This is a genomic window from Erythrobacter sp. Alg231-14, from assembly GCF_900149685.1.
GTDB lineage: Bacteria > Pseudomonadota > Alphaproteobacteria > Sphingomonadales > Sphingomonadaceae > Erythrobacter.
Genome location: NZ_LT702999.1, coordinates 455,236 through 472,168, shown reverse-complemented (window position 1 = coordinate 472,168; position 16,933 = coordinate 455,236). Strand labels below are relative to the sequence as shown.

Genomic DNA, 16,933 nt, shown 5'->3' with positions numbered 1-16,933 from the left:
GGTGGGAGCGGCAAAGTGCTGCTCCGAATGAAGGAGCACCACTATGGCAAACCAACAAACCAAGGCAGCAAAACCACAAACCACTCCAAAGACCACCAACATCGCGAAGGTCATCGCCCTCCTGCAGCGGAAGGGAGGCGCAGCACTTGACGAGATTGTCGCGGCAACAGGCTGGCAACCGCACTCTGCGCGCGCTGCCCTGACCGGCCTCAAGAAAAAGGGGCATGTGATCGAGAAGACGAAGCGCGGTGATGTGACCTGTTACCGCATCACCAAGGCCGTGTGATGCGAGCCGCAGACCTCGAGCCAGAACTGGCTGCGCTAGCGACAATGTCGCTGGCGCAGCTGCGTGAGAAGTGGCCGACAGTCACTGACAAGCCAGTGCCTAAAGTGAGTGCAACTCTCCAGCGGCTTGCGCTTGCCTGGGAACTGCAGGCTGCCGCGCATGGTAAGCATTCGCGAGGGACCCTGCAAAAGCTCGATCAGATTGCGCGAGGCAAAACCCGCACACGGCCCCTCCGGCCCGGAATGCGGCTGACCCGCGAGTGGAATGGATCTCTTCACACTGTGGTGATTGATGAGGACGGAACCATCTGCTGGAACAACGCTGAGTGGTGGTCGCTGAGCGCGGTTGCCCGCGCGATCACCGGCACGCGCTGGTCGGGCCCGGCCTTCTTCGGCCTTAAGACGAAAGCGGCAGCATGAAGACCGTCCGCTGTGCGATCTACACCCGCAAGTCGAGCGAGGAAGGTCTGGAGCAAGACTTCAACTCGCTCGATGCGCAGCGCGAGGCTTGCGCTGCCTATGTGCTCAGCCAGGCGAGCGAAGGCTGGAAACTTCTGCCCGATCAATATGACGATGGAGGGCTCTCGGGTGGATCGCTTGAGCGCCCCGCGCTTCAACGGTTGCTCGGCGATGTAAGGGACGGCCGCGTGGACATCATCGTAGTCTACAAAGTCGACCGTTTGACCCGTTCGCTGCTCGACTTTGCCAAGCTGGTCGAAGCCTTCGACGCAGCGCAGGTGAGCTTTGTCTCGGTTACCCAGTCATTCAACACAACGACGAGCATGGGACGCCTTACGCTCAACATGCTCTTATCCTTTGCCCAGTTCGAGCGCGAGGTGACCGCAGAACGGATACGCGACAAGATAGCAGCATCGAAGGCCAAGGGGATGTGGATGGGCGGCGTCCCGCCGCTCGGGTATGAGCCGGACGGGCGCAGCCTCAAGGTTGTGCCCAAGCATGCCGATGTGGTCCGAAAAATCTACCGGCTCTATCGCGCTGAGAAGAACGTACGCCGGGTTTCAGAACGCCTGATTGAGCGTGGCGTCTCCTCTCCGGTTCGGAGGGCGGCGACTGGCAAGACCTATGGGGGTGGCAGAATCTCGCAAGGTCAGCTCTACACCATCCTCAAGAACCCGGTCTATGCCGGCAATATCGGCCACAAGGACAAGGTTTATCCGGGCAACCACAGTGCCATCATCGACCAGGACGAGTGGGACGCTGTCCAGAAGCAACTCGCCGCCAACACCCAGGGTATAAGGCGTCAACGAGAGAGCAGCCGTGCACTTCTCGCTGGGCTCCTGTTTGATCAGGATGGTCGACCACTTAAGCCTGTCCACGCGACCAAGGGGGTAAAGCGCTATCGATACTACATTGGCGAGAGCCAGAAATGCAGCGATGGCGAAAGCCGCTCATCGACGCTCCGGATCCCCGCCCTCGAAATCGAGAGGCTCGTGCACACGGAAGTTGAGACACTGATTGCCGATCCACTTTCGCTGGCAACTATAGCCCGGATCACGGTTCGTCCATCGAGCTTGGCCATGTTGCAAGCCAATAATCTTGAGACCAGAACAAAGCGAGCAACCGTCGAACGCTTCGTAGACAGGGTTACTGTCCATACCGATCGTATCGTTCTAGCGCTGTCCACTTCGGCCATCACGGAACTGCTTGAAGCGGCCAATGGCGCAACCGCGAAGACGGCTGCCGAACACACCATTCCCGTTAGCCTTAAACGCAGCGGCTTGGCTGTCAGGCTCATCAGTTCCGATGGGTCGCATGCGAACGATGTCGGGCCTGATGCCTCACTGGTGCGCCTCATAGCCCAAGCAAACATTTGGTGGTCAGCTCTCGCCGGTGGTCAGACAGATGTGGCGTCGCTAGCGAGAGAAAAGGGCATCACACCCTCATGGATGACCAGAGTGATCAGGCTGGCGTTTCTCGCGCCTGAAGTTGTCGAAGCGATCCTAGAAGGAAAGATCAAGGCAACGACATCTAGGAGAAGGCTTCTGGCTGCGGATGGCGTCTCCGCAAGTTGGAGAGAGTAAGCTGAGAGAATGGTCGTGAACTGATGGCCGGGTTTGGGCCGAAAGGCGACTGTCCGGTTTCAGCCGCCCAGAATTTAAATGCAGACATTCGGCTCCCGACCCAGTTTCAGACGCGTGCAATGCGAGAAAGCTGATTGGTCTGAACGGTCGTTCAACGGGTGGGATCAGGACCTCTGAGGTCTTCGATGGTCGGAAGATCGCTCAGGCCGTTTGCGTTGGATCGCGTGATCTGCGTACAGTCGCGACAAGGGCCCTTGCGATCACCGATGCTGATTTCGGCAAGACGACGGTGGCCAGGCTCGTCATTCGCTGCGCCAGCTTGTTGCAGACCGCTTGCAAGCCCGAACACGGCAAACAGCATCGTCAGGATTCGGCGCAGCGAAGATCCAGCATCCGAGTGGTCGCTAGCACTCGGTGGGGGTACATAGCCGCCTGCCAGCTCTTCAGGGGCTGGCAACGGGATGATTGTCCAGTTCATGCTTCGATCTCCAAAGTTTCGCTGCCAGCTGCCGGGACGGCAGAGCACAGCAGGATCTCGTCCTTCTCAGTCTCGAAGGAAACGCCATCGGGGTAAGTGATTGCTCCCTTGAGCAGCTTGACCGCGCAGCTTCCGCATGAGCCGCCGCGGCAGCTGAATTCGGGTGTAAGACCGCGTTTCTCGGCAAGGTCGAGCAGCGTGCCGCTTTCTGGCTCCCAGCGCGCTTCCTTGGACGATGCAGCGAAGAGGACGGGGACGCTGTCAGCGGATGCGGGGATCACCGGCTTGACATTGCCGACATCGGCTTCGCGCTTGAGAGAGGAAGGCCCAAAGGCCTCAGAATGCACACGCGCATCGACGACCCCCATGGCGCGCAGGCCATCGTAGGTCGACTGCATGAAGCCGCCTGGGCCGCACAAGTAGAAGTCGTAATCGCCAAACGGCAGGAAACGCGCAAAGTCGGCGGCGCTGAAACGCCCAGTGTAGCTGTAGTCGATCCCCTCCTGCTCACGCGATCCGGGCTGCGAATGCACGACGATGTAGCGCACTGCGCCTTCGGCCTCGCGAACCAATTCGCCAATCTCTTCATGGAAGGCGCGCGACTGGCGTGACCGGTCGACATGGATGATCCAGGTCGGGCGAGTACCGCGGCGGCGTTTGCCCTCGAACACGATCTGGCGAAGCATGGAGAGCATTGGGGTGACGCCCACTCCTGCCGCAATCAGGACGGCGGCGCGATCTTCGGTTCCGGTGATGTGGAAAGCGCCTTGGGGCCCACGCGCTTCCAGCGTGTCGCCAACGGCGCGGGCGTAGAGCCAAGCCGAAAACGCGCCCTGCTTCTTGACACTGATGCGATAGAAGCCGTCCGAAGGCGCTGCAGAGAGCGTGTAGATGCGGCTCTCAGGTCGATCACCCTCGTTGAGCGCCGCGCGCACCGGCAGGTGCTGTCCCGCTTCGAAGTTCGGGATCCCCTTGCCGTCGGTGGGCTCCAGATAGAAGGAGCGGATCTCTGCGGTTTCCTCGACAATCCGGGCGATCCGGAACGCACGCCAGGTCTTGGCAATCGTTTCGGCCTCGATCTTGGCCGCAGTGTCTTCCCACGAACCCGTCATCAGCGAGTTTGGCGAGAATGCATCGCCTTTCTGCAGCTTCCAGCGGATCGGGAGCGCCGCCTTGCGGCGAACGACACGGGTCGGAGTGAAGTGCCACAGCCGCTCAGCGCCTCGGAAATGCGCGATCTCGGGGCTGTCATAGTCGATCTCGGTTGTGCCGGTGATCTGCAGCACATCGCCGGTCTCAAAGTCGGTGAAGATCAGGCCAGCCCGCGGGTTCACTGTCAAATTGCCGAGCGTGTTGTAATGCAGATTGCCTGCAAAATCGGGGATGGTCATGCGACCCTTGGCATCGACGCGGACGAAGCCCGGCTTGCCGCCGCGATGCGAGACATCGACCTGGCGCTCGACCGTGCTGTCGGGACCAGCGGCATCGACATAGGATGCAACGAAGAAGGTGTCGGCGCCTGCGATCATGGCGCGCGCAGCGTCGTCGAGCTCGGCGAGCTCTTCAACATGGTGATCGAAAGGGGCATTCGCATCACGCACGAATTCAAAGTCGCGCAGCTGGATATATTGCGGGCAATTTCCAAAGCTGTGACCGACGCTGACCGAGAATGCTTCCTCGCCTGCATCATGCACAAAGCCGTTCATCCGGTTGCGGCGGCGGGTTGAAAGTTCAATCCCCAGCATGCCGATCGCATCACCATTGCGGAGCCCGACAGCCGCAGGATCGGTGGCGTCGGGAATGAAGTCGATATCCAGCTCTGTGGGACTGGGAGAATTCATGAAGCCCGGCTTGCCGGTCACCATAGAGGCCCAGACGTCGCCCGCCGGATCGACCGAACCGATCATCATGAAGGGGATAGAGCCGTAAAAATCGCGGTGCTGATTGGGCATGTAATCACGCACAACCCGGCTGCCATTCTTGGCCATGCGCTCTGCAACACCAAGGCGCTGCTGCACTTCGACCTCGCCCGAATGCCAGGGGAAAGAGGCGTCGATCTGCGCGTGGGCTGTCTGGGCTCGCATGATGGGATCCTTGGATGGGTTTGTGGGAAAGGGGGAGCCGGGGGGACCCGAGGAGATGGGAGGGAGTGTGAGGCCCACCCCGGCTCACGGTGTCAGGCAGCCTTGGCCAGCCCAACTTCGGTTTGCTGGAAGGAGACAAAGCCGCTCAGCGCTTCGATCTGTTCAAGCCAGGCGTTGACGCGCGGGTAGGCGGACAGATCGACGTTCCCTTCGGGAGCGCGCGCGATGTAGCTGTACAGCGCAACGTCAGCGATGGTCGGCTGACCGCCGCCGATGATCCAGTTCTTGCCGTCCAGCTCCTCTTCGATGACCGCTAGGACAGCGTGAGCGCGGGCGATCACTTCCTCGGCGTTATAGCCGGCACCGAACACCGTGATGAGGCGTGCTGCGGCTGGGCCGAAGGCGATCTGGCCTGCTGCGACCGAGAGCCAGCGCTGCACCGCGGCGGCAGCGGCGGGGGCTTCGGGAAGCCAGTCATTGCGGCCGAATTTCTTGGCGACATAGGTCAGGATGGCGTTGCTGTCGGCGATCACGGTGTCGCCATCGACGAGCACAGGAAGCTGGCCGAAGCGGTTCAAGGCGAGGAATTCCTCGCTCTTATGCTCACCAGCGGCGAGGTCGACGTTAACAATGTCAGCATCGACGCCGACCAGTGCCAGGAACAGCGCGGCGCGGTGCGAGTGACCGGAGAGGGGGTGGGTATAAAGTTTCATCGGATTGGCCTTTCGTGAGGGAAAGTGGAGAGAGTGTTATGAGTGCCGGTCGCTGCCGACGGATTGGGAAATAGGCGATTGCGCTGGGCGGGAGAATGCGCCAAATACTCAAATCAGTATTTCGAAAAATGGAATAATCCCAAGATGGACAAGCTTCAGGCCATGCGCACCTTTCTTGAAGTTGCCCGTGGGCAGAGCTTTGCCGCCGCCGGACGCGCGCTGAATGCCAGTCCTGCCACCATCACCCGCACCATCGCCGCGCTTGAGGAGAGCATTGGCGCGGACCTTTTCATCCGCACCACCCGCACCGTGCGCCTGACCGAAGCCGGAGAGCGCTATGCCCCCGAATGCGAGCGGTTGTTGGGCGAGATTGACGCTGCCGAGGCGCTTGCGGCAGGCCACCAGGCTGAGCCCGTGGGCACGCTGTCGATCACCGCGCCCGTGCTGTTCGGACGGCTCTATATCGCGCCGATCGTGACCGAGTTTTGCTCGCAATACCCCGATGTCGATGTTCAACTGGTGCTGCTCGACCGAGTCACCAACATGGTCGATGAAGGCTTCGATATTGCCCTGCGCATTGGCCGCATGCCCGATTCTTCGCTCAAGGCAGTGACGGTCGGATCGGTGCGCCGCGTGGTCGCTGGCTCGCCCGATTATCTGCGCGAACATGGAGTGCCAAGGACGCCGGAGGATCTGAAAAGCCACCGCATCGTGGCGGTGACCTCGGCTTTCTCAAGCGTCGATTGGCGCTTTGGCAAGAAAGACAAGACCACGATCCGCGTGCATCCACGAGTTCGCTGCAACAACAACGCAACGGCCATCGCCATCGCGGCCTCTGGCTGGGCACTGACGCGGGTGCTGTCTTATCAGGTCGGGATCGAGGTCAACGAAGGCCGCTTGCGCATGGTGCTGGAGGATTATGAGGAAGAACCGCTGCAGGTTCATCTCGTCCACGGCGGGACGAGGATCACGGCTAGCAAAGTGCGCGCTTTCATTGACTTTGCCAGCAAGCGCCTGCGCGCCAATCCGGTCTTTGGGTAGCATGTTGTCGAGTTTGTTGCGGGATGGTCCGCTTTCACCCCCAAAATCGGACGTTAAAGAGCAAGGTTGGGGTGACTGCTTTCGGACATCGCGATTGGTCACTCCAATGTCCGAAATTGGGGCGCAATTCTGACAGAACGATCTTCGCAGCAACTTCTGCAATTGAGTCGAGGAAGTCTCTAGCCGCCCATCACATCGTCCAAGCGGTTTTCTCTCATGTATTCGATTTTGAGCGCCCGTGAGGGGCGACGTGCGCAATTGCGCGTAATCATGCACAACATACGCCCGAGCGCGTCACGAGCGCCTGACGGGCGGCACAACAAGGAATTTTCGATGGACGTCAAATCATCACAGGCGACAGGCAATGCGGCCATGCATTTTGCGGCATGGCAGCTCTCACGGCGGGGCTGGAATGTCATGCCCACAGCACGCAACGCGAAAGGCTCGGACCTGTTCTGCGCGAACGATGATGAGTCGATAATGTTCGGGGTGCAGAGCAAGGGGCTGTCAAAACGTTATGACGTTAGTCTAGGCAAGCGATCCAGCAAGAAGCCGGACGTTCTCGATTCGCTGCGTTCGAAGTGGTGGATCATCACCGTGTTCGCCAATGACGATGAGCCGCGCTGCTTCATCCTCAACCTTGACGAGGTGCAAGCCCTCGCGGTCGAAAACTCAGACGGCTCGCATTGGTTGCCCTCGCGCGACTTCATGGTCGACAAATTTGAGGACGCTTGGCACCGTCTCGAAAGCGAGTGAGTCATGGCCAAGAAGTATACCGCTGACAAACTGCTTGCGGCTTTGCGTCCATTCGCCAAGGCGAGGAACGACGCGCTGGCCGCAGGCTTCACCGATAATGGGGGCGCTATCCACTCGGTCGAACGTATCGTTGAGATCCTCTGCCGTGCCGTGTGCTTCCCTGAGGTGAGTCATCCGTCAAACCTTCGAAAGTCACCCCGCGTCGAGATATCGAAGGCTGCTCACATTGAACGCGAGAAGGGCAATTGGGATGATCTGTGGCTCGAACATGTGATGCCGCAGAGGGCCTACGCTCGCGACCTTTGCGAATGCATCGAGACGATGACCGACGAAGATGTGATTGCCCATATTAAGGCGACATACCGCGTCTGCATCATCACCCGCGCGGAGCAGAAACATATCGACAAGATCAATCGTTCACGAATGACACCTGACCGGATTGCAGAGGCAGGCATCGAGCTGCATTCGCTCTAATTTCCAACAACCCCCTTTTTGCGTCAATCGTAGAACTGGGGAACGCCGTAAGTTTGACCGCGCGGTGCGGGGGCAAAACGTTGTTTTTGTTGAAGTTGATGGCGGAGACGGAGGGATTCGAACCCTCGATACCCGTAGTAGGTATGGTTCCTTAGCAGGGAACTGGTTTCAGCCACTCACCCACGTCTCCGCGTGCGCTGCGCTTATCGGCTGCGAGGCGGGCGCTATAGGCGGGCTTGCTTTCACCGGCAAGGGGGGAATAGCGAACAATTGAAGTCAGAGTGCATTTTTGGTGAGCCTTGCCCGTAATACGCAGCGGTTGTGCCGAATACATGCCGTAGCGGGATCCCCCTTTGTCCAGCGCAGCTTAATCCTGGCCGCCTTATGCGGATCATCGCTGCGAACGCCTCATCGTGTTTTCGATTCGGTTCGCCGCGTGGTGATTGTCGAACAGACTGCGAAGGAGTCTGCTCCTTGCTGCAGGGGTGCGGCTAAGACGTGTGAAACGCGGATGCGAAAGGTGTGAAAATGCGCAAGACCAGACCTCAAACCGACGGCAATCCTAACGAAGGGAATGTGCCCGCTATCGTGCGCCGTGTGTCCAGCTGGTCGCGCAACGGGGCGGCGATTGTTGCCGCCGCGATGTTGGCGTTTGCCCCGGCGGGTGCGCAGGACGTGGGCAGTTTCGATCCGAACGAGGCGTTCGACACAGCCTCTGAAACGGCGAATTCCGCCCAGAGCGCGGCGCAGGAACAAGCAAGCGGGGCGATCGATGCCGATCTTGTTAATCCCGCACTTCGGACGGCACCGCCTTTGCCCGACCCCAATGTCGATACTCCATCCGTTGATAGCGGATCGATCGCCGATCCGACTGCCATCGCCGGTCAAGCTGGATTTGATGATGAATTCTCGCAGTATGCTGATCCTGGGTCACAGGTTGGGCAAACGGCGGCGGACGACGCCGCATCGGCGGAGGAGGTAGCCTCCGTCAATCCGGATACATACGGCGAAGATGATTTGATCGGAGCAGCCGAAGGTGTCTTTGGTAAAGGCGCTCAAGGCCTCGCCGGGATGATCGAAAACCTATTGCGGGAACAGGGCGAGCCCAACGGATACATCGTCGGCCGCGAAGCCGGCGGCGCGTTCATTTTTGGCGCGCGCTACGGTTCGGGAACCTTGCACCACAAAATCGAAGGGCAACGCAAAGTCTATTGGACTGGCCCATCTTTGGGAATTGATGCCGGCGCCAATGCGGGCAACACCTTTGTTCTTGTCTACAATCTTTACGACAGCGAAGATATTTTCCGCCGCTATCCAGCGGGCGAGGGACAGGCATATTTCGTCGGCGGTTTGCACGCCAGTTATATGCGGCGCGGTGACGTGGTCCTGATCCCAATTCGGGTTGGCGCTGGACTTCGGCTTGGTGTGAACGCTGGCTATATGAGATTTTCTAAGAAGCACCGCTGGTTGCCCTTCTAAGGTTGCGCATAATCGCCCCCTAACCTGCAGAAGCATGGAACGGGGCAACGCAGGGAAATGTTGCGGTCCGACGGCTGCTAAATTTTTGCTGCCCGGTCGGATCGCCTAAATCATGTGTGTCGTAGGGGCATTTGCTCGAAAGATGGTTGCAGGTCGCGCGCTCTCACGGCAGAGGATGCGGCATGCTTAACCGACTCGACCCCCAATCGCCCGATGCGCTTCTTGCGCTGATCAAGCTCCATGCAGCCGACGATCGTCCCGATACGATCGATCTTGGCGTCGGTGTGTATCGCACTGGCCAAGGCGCGACCCCGGTTTTCGGCGCAATCAAAGCGGCCGAACAACGTTTGGTCGATACGCAAGAAAGCAAAAGCTATCTTGGCCCCGAAGGCGACATGGGGTTCGTCAACGCTTTGATGCCTTATATCTTCGGCAGCGACGCCACGATGGGCGGCCGGATTGCTGGCATGCAAACGCCCGGCGGAACAGGGGCGGTTCGCCTCGCAGTTGCATTGGCGCAAAAAGCAGGCGTCACCCGGTTGCACATGGGCACGCCAAGTTGGCCGAACCATGCACAGATATTGGGCGACACCGGTTTGGAATGGGCGCCATTCGACCACGCAAACCCCGATGGAACTGCCAATCTTGATGCGGTTTTGGCTGCGATCAACGGTGCAGGGCCCAATGAAGCGGTTTTGCTGCATGGGTGCTGTCACAACCCTACTGGCATTGATTATTCCATCGATGATTGGGCGGCCATCGGTGACGCTGTGGCGCAAACCGGCATCTTTCCAATCATCGACACCGCTTATCAAGGGTTGGGCGACGGACTGGAAGAGGACGCCGCTGGATTTCGCAGTCTACTGGCCAAGGTTCCAGAGGCTTTCGTTGCGTATTCCTGCGACAAGAATTTTGGCATGTATCGCGACCGTGTGGGCGCGTTTTATATTCTTGCCGATGACGGCCCATCTGGCGGTGAAACGCTGGAGAAAGCCTTTTCAAACGCAAACGCACTGGCCCGTGCCAGTTGGTCGATGCCGCCCGATCATGGCGCTGCGGCGATCCGATTGATCCTTCGCGATGGGGATCTTACCGCGATGTGGCTTGATGAATTGGATCAAATGCGCACCCGTATGCGCCAAGTCCGCGCCCGGCTGGGCGAAGCTGGCATGGTCGGTGGTGTCGATTTCGCTCCGCTGGGTAAGCAAAATGGCCTATTCTCTGTTCTGCCAGTTTCGAAAGAGCAGGTCGTGCAATTGCGCAAAGATCACGGAATTTATATGGCTGGCTCTGGTCGGATCAACGTCGCGGGCCTCACGATGGACAACATCGATAAATTCATCGCTGCGGTTGCTGACGTTACCGGTTGATTTGGGTTTGGTGTGACCGTGGGAACCGGCCCAACCTGACCTGAGGCTTGAACGGTGCGCATCGGTTGCCGGCTTCGCGGCTGCGATCTGCGGTTCTATGCGGTGCGCGCACGATTGAATTGTCAAGTGATGCGCAGGGTGATGAACTGTGCGCCCCAGTTTCTCCGGTTCAATTGCAGAGAATTTCTCCGTTCATCGCATGTCCCGCTCTTGCCAACCGTTCAATGTGGCCTGTCCTCTTGATTGTTCATTTGCGCGCAAGGAAGGGGCGAACATCGCTTTCATTCACGACTGAATGCACCCGAGAGGATAGGCGATTAACCTAAGTTCAAAGGGGGTTATGCAAGCTATATCTGCGACAGGCGGCTAGGGGATACGCCTCCTAGAGCCACGATTGTGGCACAAATATGCAGATATGGCGGATAACTGTCGAAGGAGTACCACTATGAAATTCACAGCCAACACATCCATGATGACTGCCACAATGTCATCAAGAGCGCTGATTTGTGCGGCATTGCTGGCCGTGCCGGCGGCGGCTGTTTCGGCGCAGCCTGTTCCTGTGCCTGCCCAAGGCGCAACAGAAGCCGAAGTTTTGACCACCGTATACGCGCCTCAACCACCTGCATTGGAAGGCCTTGCAGAAGGACCAGAGCTTGATGGATTTATCTCCGCACGCAATGGCAACCGGGTTCAGGTCACCACAGCCGACGGCACCAACACGATCGTCACGATCACCGACGAAACTAGCATCCGCGCACGCGGCGGCTTTCTGGGCCTTGGTCGGGACACATTGGGCGCTGACGCGCTATTGAATGGTTTGCCTGTTCAGGTGCGCACGCGCCAATGGGATGGTGGCCTTGTTGCCAGCCGTGTCCGTTTCTCTGACGAAAATCTTGAAACGGCCACCATGATCCGCAGCGGTACGTCGCAACGTTTTGCCGAAAATGAGATGGCCATCGATGAAAACGCGCAAGCAACCCAAGCGTTGCGCGGTCGCTTTGGCGATATCGATCAATACAATATCCGTGGCACAACCAATGTCTATTTTGACAGCGGGCGGTCCAATCTCTCGCCTAGCGCACGCAATCAATTGTGCCGCGCCGCAGCGCAAGCAGAGCGAACCGACAACGCGTTGTTGCTGGTCGTGGGATACACCGATTCGACGGGCAGTCAGGAAGTGAACCAGCGGTTGAGCGAAGCCCGCGCATCCAGCGTGGTAAACTACCTGCAACAACAATGCGGTTGGGCCCCATATCGCATGTTGACCCCAACCGGCATGGCGGCATCGGACCCTGCGGCGGACAACACAACCGAATACGGTAAATCGCAAAATCGCCGTGTCGCTGTGAATGTCTTGGTCAGCAAGAGCGTCGATGGATTGTAAGGCGCGATCCACATGACACAGCAAAAAGGGCGGGCCGCGTGGCTCGCCCTTTTTCGTATCAGGTCATGACCCTGGTGCTCAATTGGCGGCGGCTAGGCTCTGCATTCGCTTAAGATAGCGGGCCAGAACATCAATCTCGAGATTGACGTTCGCGCCTTCGGTCAATCGACCCAAAGTGGTCACTTCGCCGGTATGGGGAATGATGTTCAGCAAGAAGTCGCACGCGCCATCGGGCCTGTCTCGCACGTCATTGACCGTCAAGGATACGCCATCGACCGTGATGGATCCTTTCTCCGCGATGAAGGGCGCCATTTCGGCCCGCGCACGAATAGCGACTTTCCAACTGTCCCCGCTTCGTTCGGAAAGAACCACTTCGCCAATGGAATCCACGTGGCCTGTCACAATGTGGCCGCCCAATTCGTCGCCCATCCGCAATGACGGTTCAATATTCAGTCGCTCGCCTTGAGCCCACATGTCTGGGCGGGTTCGGCTAACGCTTTCCGCCGAAACATCGACATCAAACCAAGCTTCGCCTTCGGCTGTCCCTTTGTCGACGACAGTTAAACAGACCCCTGAACACGCAATGGATGCGCCAATATCGATGCGCGCCGCATCCAAGGGTGCAGCAATGCGCAGCCGCAAATCGCCGCGCTGATCGCTGTGTTTGATTGTGCCGATGGCGGTTACGATCCCGGTGAACATGCAGGTACCTTTTCTTGGGGTCTATTTTCTATCGCGCAGATAGGCGTTGAAGTCATCGCTGCCAAGTTGGCGTCTTTCGGTTTGTATCCAGCGGCCATGCGCGCCTTCCAATTCGGATAGCCCAATATCCCCTAGGCTGCGCATCCCATCACCGATCACGATCGGTGCGCGGTACAAGTGGATCTCGTCGATCAAATCCTCTTTCAAAAAGCTCGCTGCGGCACCGGCACCACCCTCTACATACAAGGTCAGAACGCCATCAAGATCCGCGATTTGAGCGGGCCGATTGATAACACGAACCCCATCGGGCGGCACGCCGCGTGACAACAAGATCCGGCTAGGACTGCGATCCTCCAACCCCGGGAGACGAACAGTTAATCTGGGCTTGTCGCTGCGCCATGTCGCACCGCCGACAAGGATCGCGTCGTGACGTGCACGTTGGGCATGGACATGGGCGCGGGCGACTTCGCCTGTGATCCATTCGCTGGTGCCATCGGCCAAGGCGATACACCCATCCAAGCTCGTCGCCAGTTTCAGCGTGACGCGCGGCCGGCCAAAATTGGCGCGGGAGAAATATCCACCCAAACTTTCGCGCGCGCTTTCGTCATTCAAAACAGCGACCGAAATGCCCGCTTTCTTTAACCCATGGACGCCTTTGCCCGCCGTGCGTGGATCGGGATCGAGCTGTCCTATCACAACGCGCGATGGTCTTATGGAGGCAACCAAATCGGTGCAGGCCTGGCCACGGTCGGATTGATGAGCGCACGGCTCCAACGTCACATAAAGAGTGGCACCGTTGGCTTGTTCAGAGGTAATTCCTGCCAAAGCCATTGCCTCGGCATGAGGTCGCCCCCCTGTCTGGGTCCAACCGCGCCCAAGAACGCGCCCATCCTTTACCAACATCGCGGCAACACCGGGGTTGGGGCGGGACAAGGGGTGTGCACGCGCGGATAGGCGGATGGTAGCCGCCATCCAATCTGCGTCACCGGGCAGATGGGCAGTTATTGAGAGGGGCCTTCGCTTGGGGGTGGTTGCACAGGCTGTGCAGGGTCAGCGTTTGCTTCTGCAGCACCACCTTCGCCCTCACCTTCGCCAACGCCTTCGCTTCCAAAGATTTCATTGCGGCGTTCCAATGCGGCGGCTTCTTCTGCGGCGCGTTCTGCGTCGGCGCGCCGTTCAATTTCCTCGACATCCATGCCTGCGGCCGCGCCCAGTGCTTTGTATAAGTCCCGTTTGCGCTGAGCGAGTTCGGCATCGCGTTCTTCGCGAAGGTCTTTCACTTCCTGATTTTCAATGTTCGATGCGATGATCTCTTCGTCGGTGCGATCGGGATCAAATGTCGTAATGTAATCGATTTGGGGACGCGCGGGGTCGACATAAAATGTCTCCCATCCCAGCGCGTAAAAAATCAACGCAAAAGGCGCCGCCGACGCAATCAGGATCGGAAGGCGATAGGGGTTTGGCTTTCGGAATTCATTCCAAAAATCCATAATGCCCGGTGCGGGATTGAAGCGCGAATTTGCAAGCATGTTTTGGGATATAAGGGGTGCGCGCCCGCAACACCAGAGGGCGCTTTGGCCAAAATCAATTTGCTTGGTTTAGGGGTATTCCACGCTGATCGGCACGCGGCCACGCAAATTCCCACTCGCATGGGTTTCAGCATCGATCACCAAAGTGCCCGAGAAGTTAAACTCAAGCTGGCCATTGGAATCGAGCGTTGGGAACCCTTCCAAATCGCTGACAAAGTCTCGGATGCGGGCGTTGCCACCGGTTGGATCGCGCATTGCAACCTCATTGGGAAGATCGACTACGATTTGTTCAAACGGTGCGCCGGTGATCATTGCGCGACCTGTGATGGGCATTCCACCCAAATCATCAACGTCACCAACAAGGTATTTTTGCCCGCTGTCGAGATCGAGAATAATGCGCGCCTCGCCATCTCCCAGCAGGACCACGCGCCCAAAGTCTATGTCGCTTTCGATGGTGATTTCGAGCCGTTGGCAGTTGCGGTTTTGATTTCCGTTTCCGTTGCCGTTGCCGTTTCCGTTACCATTCCCGTTGCCACGGCATCCCGGGGGTAAATCGCAATTCGGGCAATTGCCTTGCGCGCGCAGCTCTGCACCCACCCCGGTAAGAGCGGGAATCATGAAGGCTAACGCCATCAGAGCAAGAGGGATCGCCCGAAACATGACCGCAAGTTAACCGGATAGGGTTAATGAAAGCCTACGCGTTGTTTGGTTGCCACTGTTTGCCGCGCGCAGGCTTCAACCGAAACTGGTGTAAAGGGTCCGCCCTTTTTCTTTCAGCCAACGGTCGGCAGTCTTCAAATCGTCTTCGTAAATGGCACCCAACAACGCATAAAAGGCCGGGCTGTGATCGAAATGGATCAAATGCGCGACTTCGTGAGCGACGACCGACCGCCGGACGAAATCAGGCGCCTGAACCAATCGCCAATTCAGCCGAATGCGGCTTTTTTCTGAACAGGAACCCCATCGTTTCTGCGCTCGCGATAGGGCGACCGGCACAGGGGATAAGGACGCGTTGGCCGTGTAGTCGACCATGTCGATCTCAAACAAAGCGAGCGCCTCACGCTCCATCCAACGTTTTAGTCGGGTTTCAAGCCCGGCCAGCGCGCCGCCCAATCGTATGGTGTTGCCGGCTAAGACCGGCTGACGCGGCGCGGCCTCTTCCCAATCGACCCGCCGAGTTTCGCCGCGATAGAAAATCTCGCTGTCCGGGCCCAAGATTTGGCGTTGGGGAATTTTGGCGTGTTGGGTGGTCAACCATTCGTGCCGAGCATTGGCAAAAGCAACGGCTTCATCAGTGCGGGCCCATCGCGGTAAAGTGATGCGGACTTCACTGCCATCGGGGGCTAAGCGCAAAGTCATGCGTTTTGCGGTCGCATGTCGGCGCAAAACAATCGAAGTGGGCACCCCGTTCAGTTCTATCTGGGGATCGGCGTCTTTTTCAAAAGTGGATCGTTTGAGCCAGTCGATCACTCACCGGCCTCCTCGTCCACGGCAAAACCAACAGGGGCATTCGCAGCGACGTTGGGTGAGGCCCATTCGATGATGTGATGTTCTAATGGTCCTGCATCCACTTCGCTGATGACACGCCCCGCAACCGAAACTCCGGCGCGCTTAACCGCTTCACGATCGCCGCTGATCAAATAATGCCAACTGGGCAGGGATCGTCCTTCGGCTCTACGCCGATAGGCGCAAGTGGTCGGTAACCAAGGCACGTCCTCCACGATCGCCAGCGTCAACCGAAGGCAATCGGGCACGAACGCCTTGCGGTTGCGATAATCGGAACATTGCGCCGTTTCACAATCCAGCAATTTGCACGCCACATTGGTGTCGGCGATGGCGCCGGTGTCGGCGTCTTCGATTTTGTGCAGGCAACATCGGCCACACCCATCGCACAACCCCTCCCATTCAGCGCGGGTGAGCGAGGCGAGGGGCATCTCCCAAAACTGATCCCGCAATTCGCTCACATCAACGGACCCAAAGGTCGAGTTCCGCGGCGACTGCATCGGCACCCTGATCGGTGGGCAGCGTCGCAAGCGGTTTCCCTTCTGGATCGAAGAGGTAGACGATGGTGGAGTGGTTCATCAGATACCCGCCTCCCGGCGTGTCTTCACCGCGGGAATAGGCAACCGCGAATGTTTTGGCAGCGGCTTCGGTTTGCTCCTTAGTTCCGCGCAGGCCAATGATGCGATCCGAAAATGCGCTGGTGAATTGTTCTAGAACTTCGCCTGTATCGCGTTCAGGATCGATGGTGATGAAGATCGGTTGGATCTTGGCTGCCAATTCTGGCTCACTTTCTGCGAAAGTGTTCAATCCTTGCGCCATGCGTTGCATGTCTGTGGGGCAAATGTCGGGGCAATAGGCAAACCCGAAATAGACAATTCGATATTGCCCATCAAAGTCGGCCCAGCGGACAGGTTCGCCCGCGCTGTTCGACAATTCAAATTCACCGCCGATTGTAGCCCCTTCAAGCGGCGGTTCGACGGGATAGTCGTTTCCGGTGCCGCAACCCGACGCCAACATCGCGGCAGGAAGAGCAAAAAGGGTGAGGAAAGGCTTTGGAATGGCGCGGATGTTCATGGTCTGCTAATTGCGTCCT

General features: G+C 58.4%; 19 protein-coding genes and 1 tRNA gene. 9 read left to right on the top strand and 11 right to left on the bottom strand.

Translation table 11 applies throughout. From position 1 onward, the window contains the following. Positions 1–43 precede the first annotated feature (43 nt). Genes BQ8290_RS02230 through BQ8290_RS02220 form a run of 3 tightly spaced genes read left to right on the top strand, consistent with a single transcriptional unit; the run spans position 44 to position 2,327 of the window. Positions 44–286, top strand: coding sequence for a DUF3489 domain-containing protein (locus BQ8290_RS02230; protein ID WP_108787250.1), 243 nt, complete (start codon positions 44–46; stop codon positions 284–286). Then, complete coding sequence (locus tag BQ8290_RS02225) at positions 286–705, top strand: DUF2924 domain-containing protein (RefSeq protein ID WP_108787248.1); 420 nt, start codon at positions 286–288, stop codon at positions 703–705. The genes BQ8290_RS02230 and BQ8290_RS02225 overlap by 1 nt, the downstream gene beginning before the upstream one ends. Continuing rightward, complete coding sequence (locus BQ8290_RS02220) at positions 702–2,327, top strand: recombinase family protein (protein WP_108787246.1); 1,626 nt, start codon at positions 702–704, stop codon at positions 2,325–2,327. The genes BQ8290_RS02225 and BQ8290_RS02220 overlap by 4 nt, the downstream gene beginning before the upstream one ends. A 151-nt stretch (positions 2,328–2,478) precedes the next feature. On the opposite strand, the gene BQ8290_RS02215 is transcribed toward BQ8290_RS02220, so the two are convergent. The 3 genes from BQ8290_RS02215 to BQ8290_RS02205 all read right to left on the bottom strand — a co-directional run bounded on the left by BQ8290_RS02215 (position 2,479) and on the right by BQ8290_RS02205 (position 5,602). Continuing rightward, positions 2,479–2,805 (bottom strand): hypothetical protein, encoded by a 327-nt coding sequence (locus BQ8290_RS02215; protein WP_108787244.1) that lies wholly within the window; start codon positions 2,803–2,805, stop codon positions 2,479–2,481. After that, a complete protein-coding gene (locus BQ8290_RS02210; RefSeq protein WP_108787242.1) occupies positions 2,802–4,889 on the bottom strand; it encodes a 2Fe-2S iron-sulfur cluster-binding protein in 2,088 nt (695 codons plus the stop codon). Before BQ8290_RS02210 ends, BQ8290_RS02215 begins: the two co-directional genes overlap by 4 nt. 92 nt (positions 4,890–4,981) lie before the next feature. After that, positions 4,982–5,602: a glutathione S-transferase N-terminal domain-containing protein gene (locus BQ8290_RS02205; RefSeq protein WP_108787240.1), complete on the bottom strand. Its 621-nt coding sequence runs from the start codon at positions 5,600–5,602 to the stop codon at positions 4,982–4,984. A gap of 42 nt (positions 5,603–5,644) precedes the next feature. Here BQ8290_RS02205 and BQ8290_RS02200 point away from each other — a divergent pair, with 42 nt between their 5' ends. From BQ8290_RS02200 to BQ8290_RS02190, 3 genes are all read left to right on the top strand, one after another. Further along, complete coding sequence (locus BQ8290_RS02200) at positions 5,645–6,643, top strand: LysR substrate-binding domain-containing protein (RefSeq protein WP_337660922.1); 999 nt, start codon at positions 5,645–5,647, stop codon at positions 6,641–6,643. Between the two features lie 333 nt (positions 6,644–6,976). Next, a complete protein-coding gene (locus tag BQ8290_RS02195) occupies positions 6,977–7,399 on the top strand; it encodes a hypothetical protein (RefSeq protein ID WP_108791767.1) in 423 nt (140 codons plus the stop codon). A 3-nt stretch (positions 7,400–7,402) separates the two neighbouring features. Next, the gene (locus BQ8290_RS02190) at positions 7,403–7,873 is read left to right on the top strand and encodes a hypothetical protein (RefSeq protein ID WP_108787238.1); all 471 of its coding nucleotides are present in this window, start codon (positions 7,403–7,405) and stop codon (positions 7,871–7,873) included. A 99-nt stretch (positions 7,874–7,972) separates the two neighbouring features. Here BQ8290_RS02190 and BQ8290_RS02185 read toward each other — a convergent pair. Continuing rightward, positions 7,973–8,063: transfer RNA gene (locus tag BQ8290_RS02185), tRNA-Ser, on the bottom strand. Positions 8,064–8,401: 338 nt separating this feature from the next. Between BQ8290_RS02185 and BQ8290_RS02180 the strand changes: the two genes are divergently transcribed. From BQ8290_RS02180 to BQ8290_RS02170, 3 genes are all read left to right on the top strand, one after another. Further along, entirely contained in the window at positions 8,402–9,352 is a 951-nt protein-coding gene (locus BQ8290_RS02180; protein ID WP_108787236.1) for a DUF1134 domain-containing protein, read from the top strand. Between the two features lie 182 nt (positions 9,353–9,534). Then, on the top strand, positions 9,535–10,722 hold the full coding sequence (locus BQ8290_RS02175; protein ID WP_108787234.1) for an aromatic amino acid transaminase: 1,188 nt from the start codon (positions 9,535–9,537) through the stop codon (positions 10,720–10,722). Between the two features lie 445 nt (positions 10,723–11,167). Continuing rightward, positions 11,168–12,106: an OmpA family protein gene (locus BQ8290_RS02170; protein ID WP_337660921.1), complete on the top strand. Its 939-nt coding sequence runs from the start codon at positions 11,168–11,170 to the stop codon at positions 12,104–12,106. Between the two features lie 78 nt (positions 12,107–12,184). Here the strand turns inward: BQ8290_RS02170 and BQ8290_RS02165 are convergent, their stop codons facing one another. The 7 genes from BQ8290_RS02165 to BQ8290_RS02135 all read right to left on the bottom strand — a co-directional run bounded on the left by BQ8290_RS02165 (position 12,185) and on the right by BQ8290_RS02135 (position 16,914). After that, a complete protein-coding gene (locus BQ8290_RS02165) occupies positions 12,185–12,808 on the bottom strand; it encodes a riboflavin synthase (protein WP_108787232.1) in 624 nt (207 codons plus the stop codon). 21 nt (positions 12,809–12,829) lie between these two features. Next, positions 12,830–13,780, bottom strand: coding sequence for a bifunctional diaminohydroxyphosphoribosylaminopyrimidine deaminase/5-amino-6-(5-phosphoribosylamino)uracil reductase RibD (gene ribD / locus BQ8290_RS02160; protein ID WP_337660920.1), 951 nt, complete (start codon positions 13,778–13,780; stop codon positions 12,830–12,832). Between the two features lie 29 nt (positions 13,781–13,809). After that, positions 13,810–14,337: a hypothetical protein gene (locus tag BQ8290_RS02155; RefSeq protein ID WP_337660919.1), complete on the bottom strand. Its 528-nt coding sequence runs from the start codon at positions 14,335–14,337 to the stop codon at positions 13,810–13,812. A gap of 69 nt (positions 14,338–14,406) precedes the next feature. Beyond that, the gene (locus BQ8290_RS02150; protein ID WP_337660918.1) at positions 14,407–14,955 is read right to left on the bottom strand and encodes a DUF4402 domain-containing protein; all 549 of its coding nucleotides are present in this window, start codon (positions 14,953–14,955) and stop codon (positions 14,407–14,409) included. 117 nt (positions 14,956–15,072) lie between these two features. Further along, the gene (locus BQ8290_RS02145) at positions 15,073–15,807 is read right to left on the bottom strand and encodes a YgjP-like metallopeptidase domain-containing protein (RefSeq protein WP_108787226.1); all 735 of its coding nucleotides are present in this window, start codon (positions 15,805–15,807) and stop codon (positions 15,073–15,075) included. Further along, positions 15,804–16,301, bottom strand: a complete 498-nt coding sequence (locus BQ8290_RS02140) for a YcgN family cysteine cluster protein (RefSeq protein ID WP_108787224.1) — start codon at positions 16,299–16,301, stop codon at positions 15,804–15,806. Before BQ8290_RS02140 ends, BQ8290_RS02145 begins: the two co-directional genes overlap by 4 nt. Before the next feature lies 1 nt (position 16,302). Beyond that, the gene (locus BQ8290_RS02135) at positions 16,303–16,914 is read right to left on the bottom strand and encodes an SCO family protein (RefSeq protein WP_108787222.1); all 612 of its coding nucleotides are present in this window, start codon (positions 16,912–16,914) and stop codon (positions 16,303–16,305) included. Positions 16,915–16,933: the final 19 nt, after the last annotated feature.

What these genes read in the sequence shown, in the direction of transcription:
- BQ8290_RS02210 (WP_108787242.1), bottom strand. Translation starts at nt 4,889, where the DNA reads ATGCGAGCCCAGACAGCCCACGCGCAGATCGACGCCTCTTTCCCCTGG.
- BQ8290_RS02225 (WP_108787248.1), top strand. Translation starts at nt 286, where the DNA reads ATGCGAGCCGCAGACCTCGAGCCAGAACTGGCTGCGCTAGCGACAATG.
- BQ8290_RS02195 (WP_108791767.1), top strand. Translation starts at nt 6,977, where the DNA reads ATGGACGTCAAATCATCACAGGCGACAGGCAATGCGGCCATGCATTTT.
- BQ8290_RS02155 (WP_337660919.1), bottom strand. Translation starts at nt 14,337, where the DNA reads ATGCTTGCAAATTCGCGCTTCAATCCCGCACCGGGCATTATGGATTTT.
- ribD (WP_337660920.1), bottom strand. Translation starts at nt 13,780, where the DNA reads ATGGCGGCTACCATCCGCCTATCCGCGCGTGCACACCCCTTGTCCCGC.
- BQ8290_RS02190 (WP_108787238.1), top strand. Translation starts at nt 7,403, where the DNA reads ATGGCCAAGAAGTATACCGCTGACAAACTGCTTGCGGCTTTGCGTCCA.
- BQ8290_RS02205 (WP_108787240.1), bottom strand. Translation starts at nt 5,602, where the DNA reads ATGAAACTTTATACCCACCCCCTCTCCGGTCACTCGCACCGCGCCGCG.
- BQ8290_RS02230 (WP_108787250.1), top strand. Translation starts at nt 44, where the DNA reads ATGGCAAACCAACAAACCAAGGCAGCAAAACCACAAACCACTCCAAAG.
- BQ8290_RS02180 (WP_108787236.1), top strand. Translation starts at nt 8,402, where the DNA reads ATGCGCAAGACCAGACCTCAAACCGACGGCAATCCTAACGAAGGGAAT.
- BQ8290_RS02220 (WP_108787246.1), top strand. Translation starts at nt 702, where the DNA reads ATGAAGACCGTCCGCTGTGCGATCTACACCCGCAAGTCGAGCGAGGAA.
- BQ8290_RS02215 (WP_108787244.1), bottom strand. Translation starts at nt 2,805, where the DNA reads ATGAACTGGACAATCATCCCGTTGCCAGCCCCTGAAGAGCTGGCAGGC.
- BQ8290_RS02135 (WP_108787222.1), bottom strand. Translation starts at nt 16,914, where the DNA reads ATGAACATCCGCGCCATTCCAAAGCCTTTCCTCACCCTTTTTGCTCTT.
- BQ8290_RS02150 (WP_337660918.1), bottom strand. Translation starts at nt 14,955, where the DNA reads ATGATTCCCGCTCTTACCGGGGTGGGTGCAGAGCTGCGCGCGCAAGGC.
- BQ8290_RS02170 (WP_337660921.1), top strand. Translation starts at nt 11,168, where the DNA reads ATGAAATTCACAGCCAACACATCCATGATGACTGCCACAATGTCATCA.
- BQ8290_RS02165 (WP_108787232.1), bottom strand. Translation starts at nt 12,808, where the DNA reads ATGTTCACCGGGATCGTAACCGCCATCGGCACAATCAAACACAGCGAT.
- BQ8290_RS02175 (WP_108787234.1), top strand. Translation starts at nt 9,535, where the DNA reads ATGCTTAACCGACTCGACCCCCAATCGCCCGATGCGCTTCTTGCGCTG.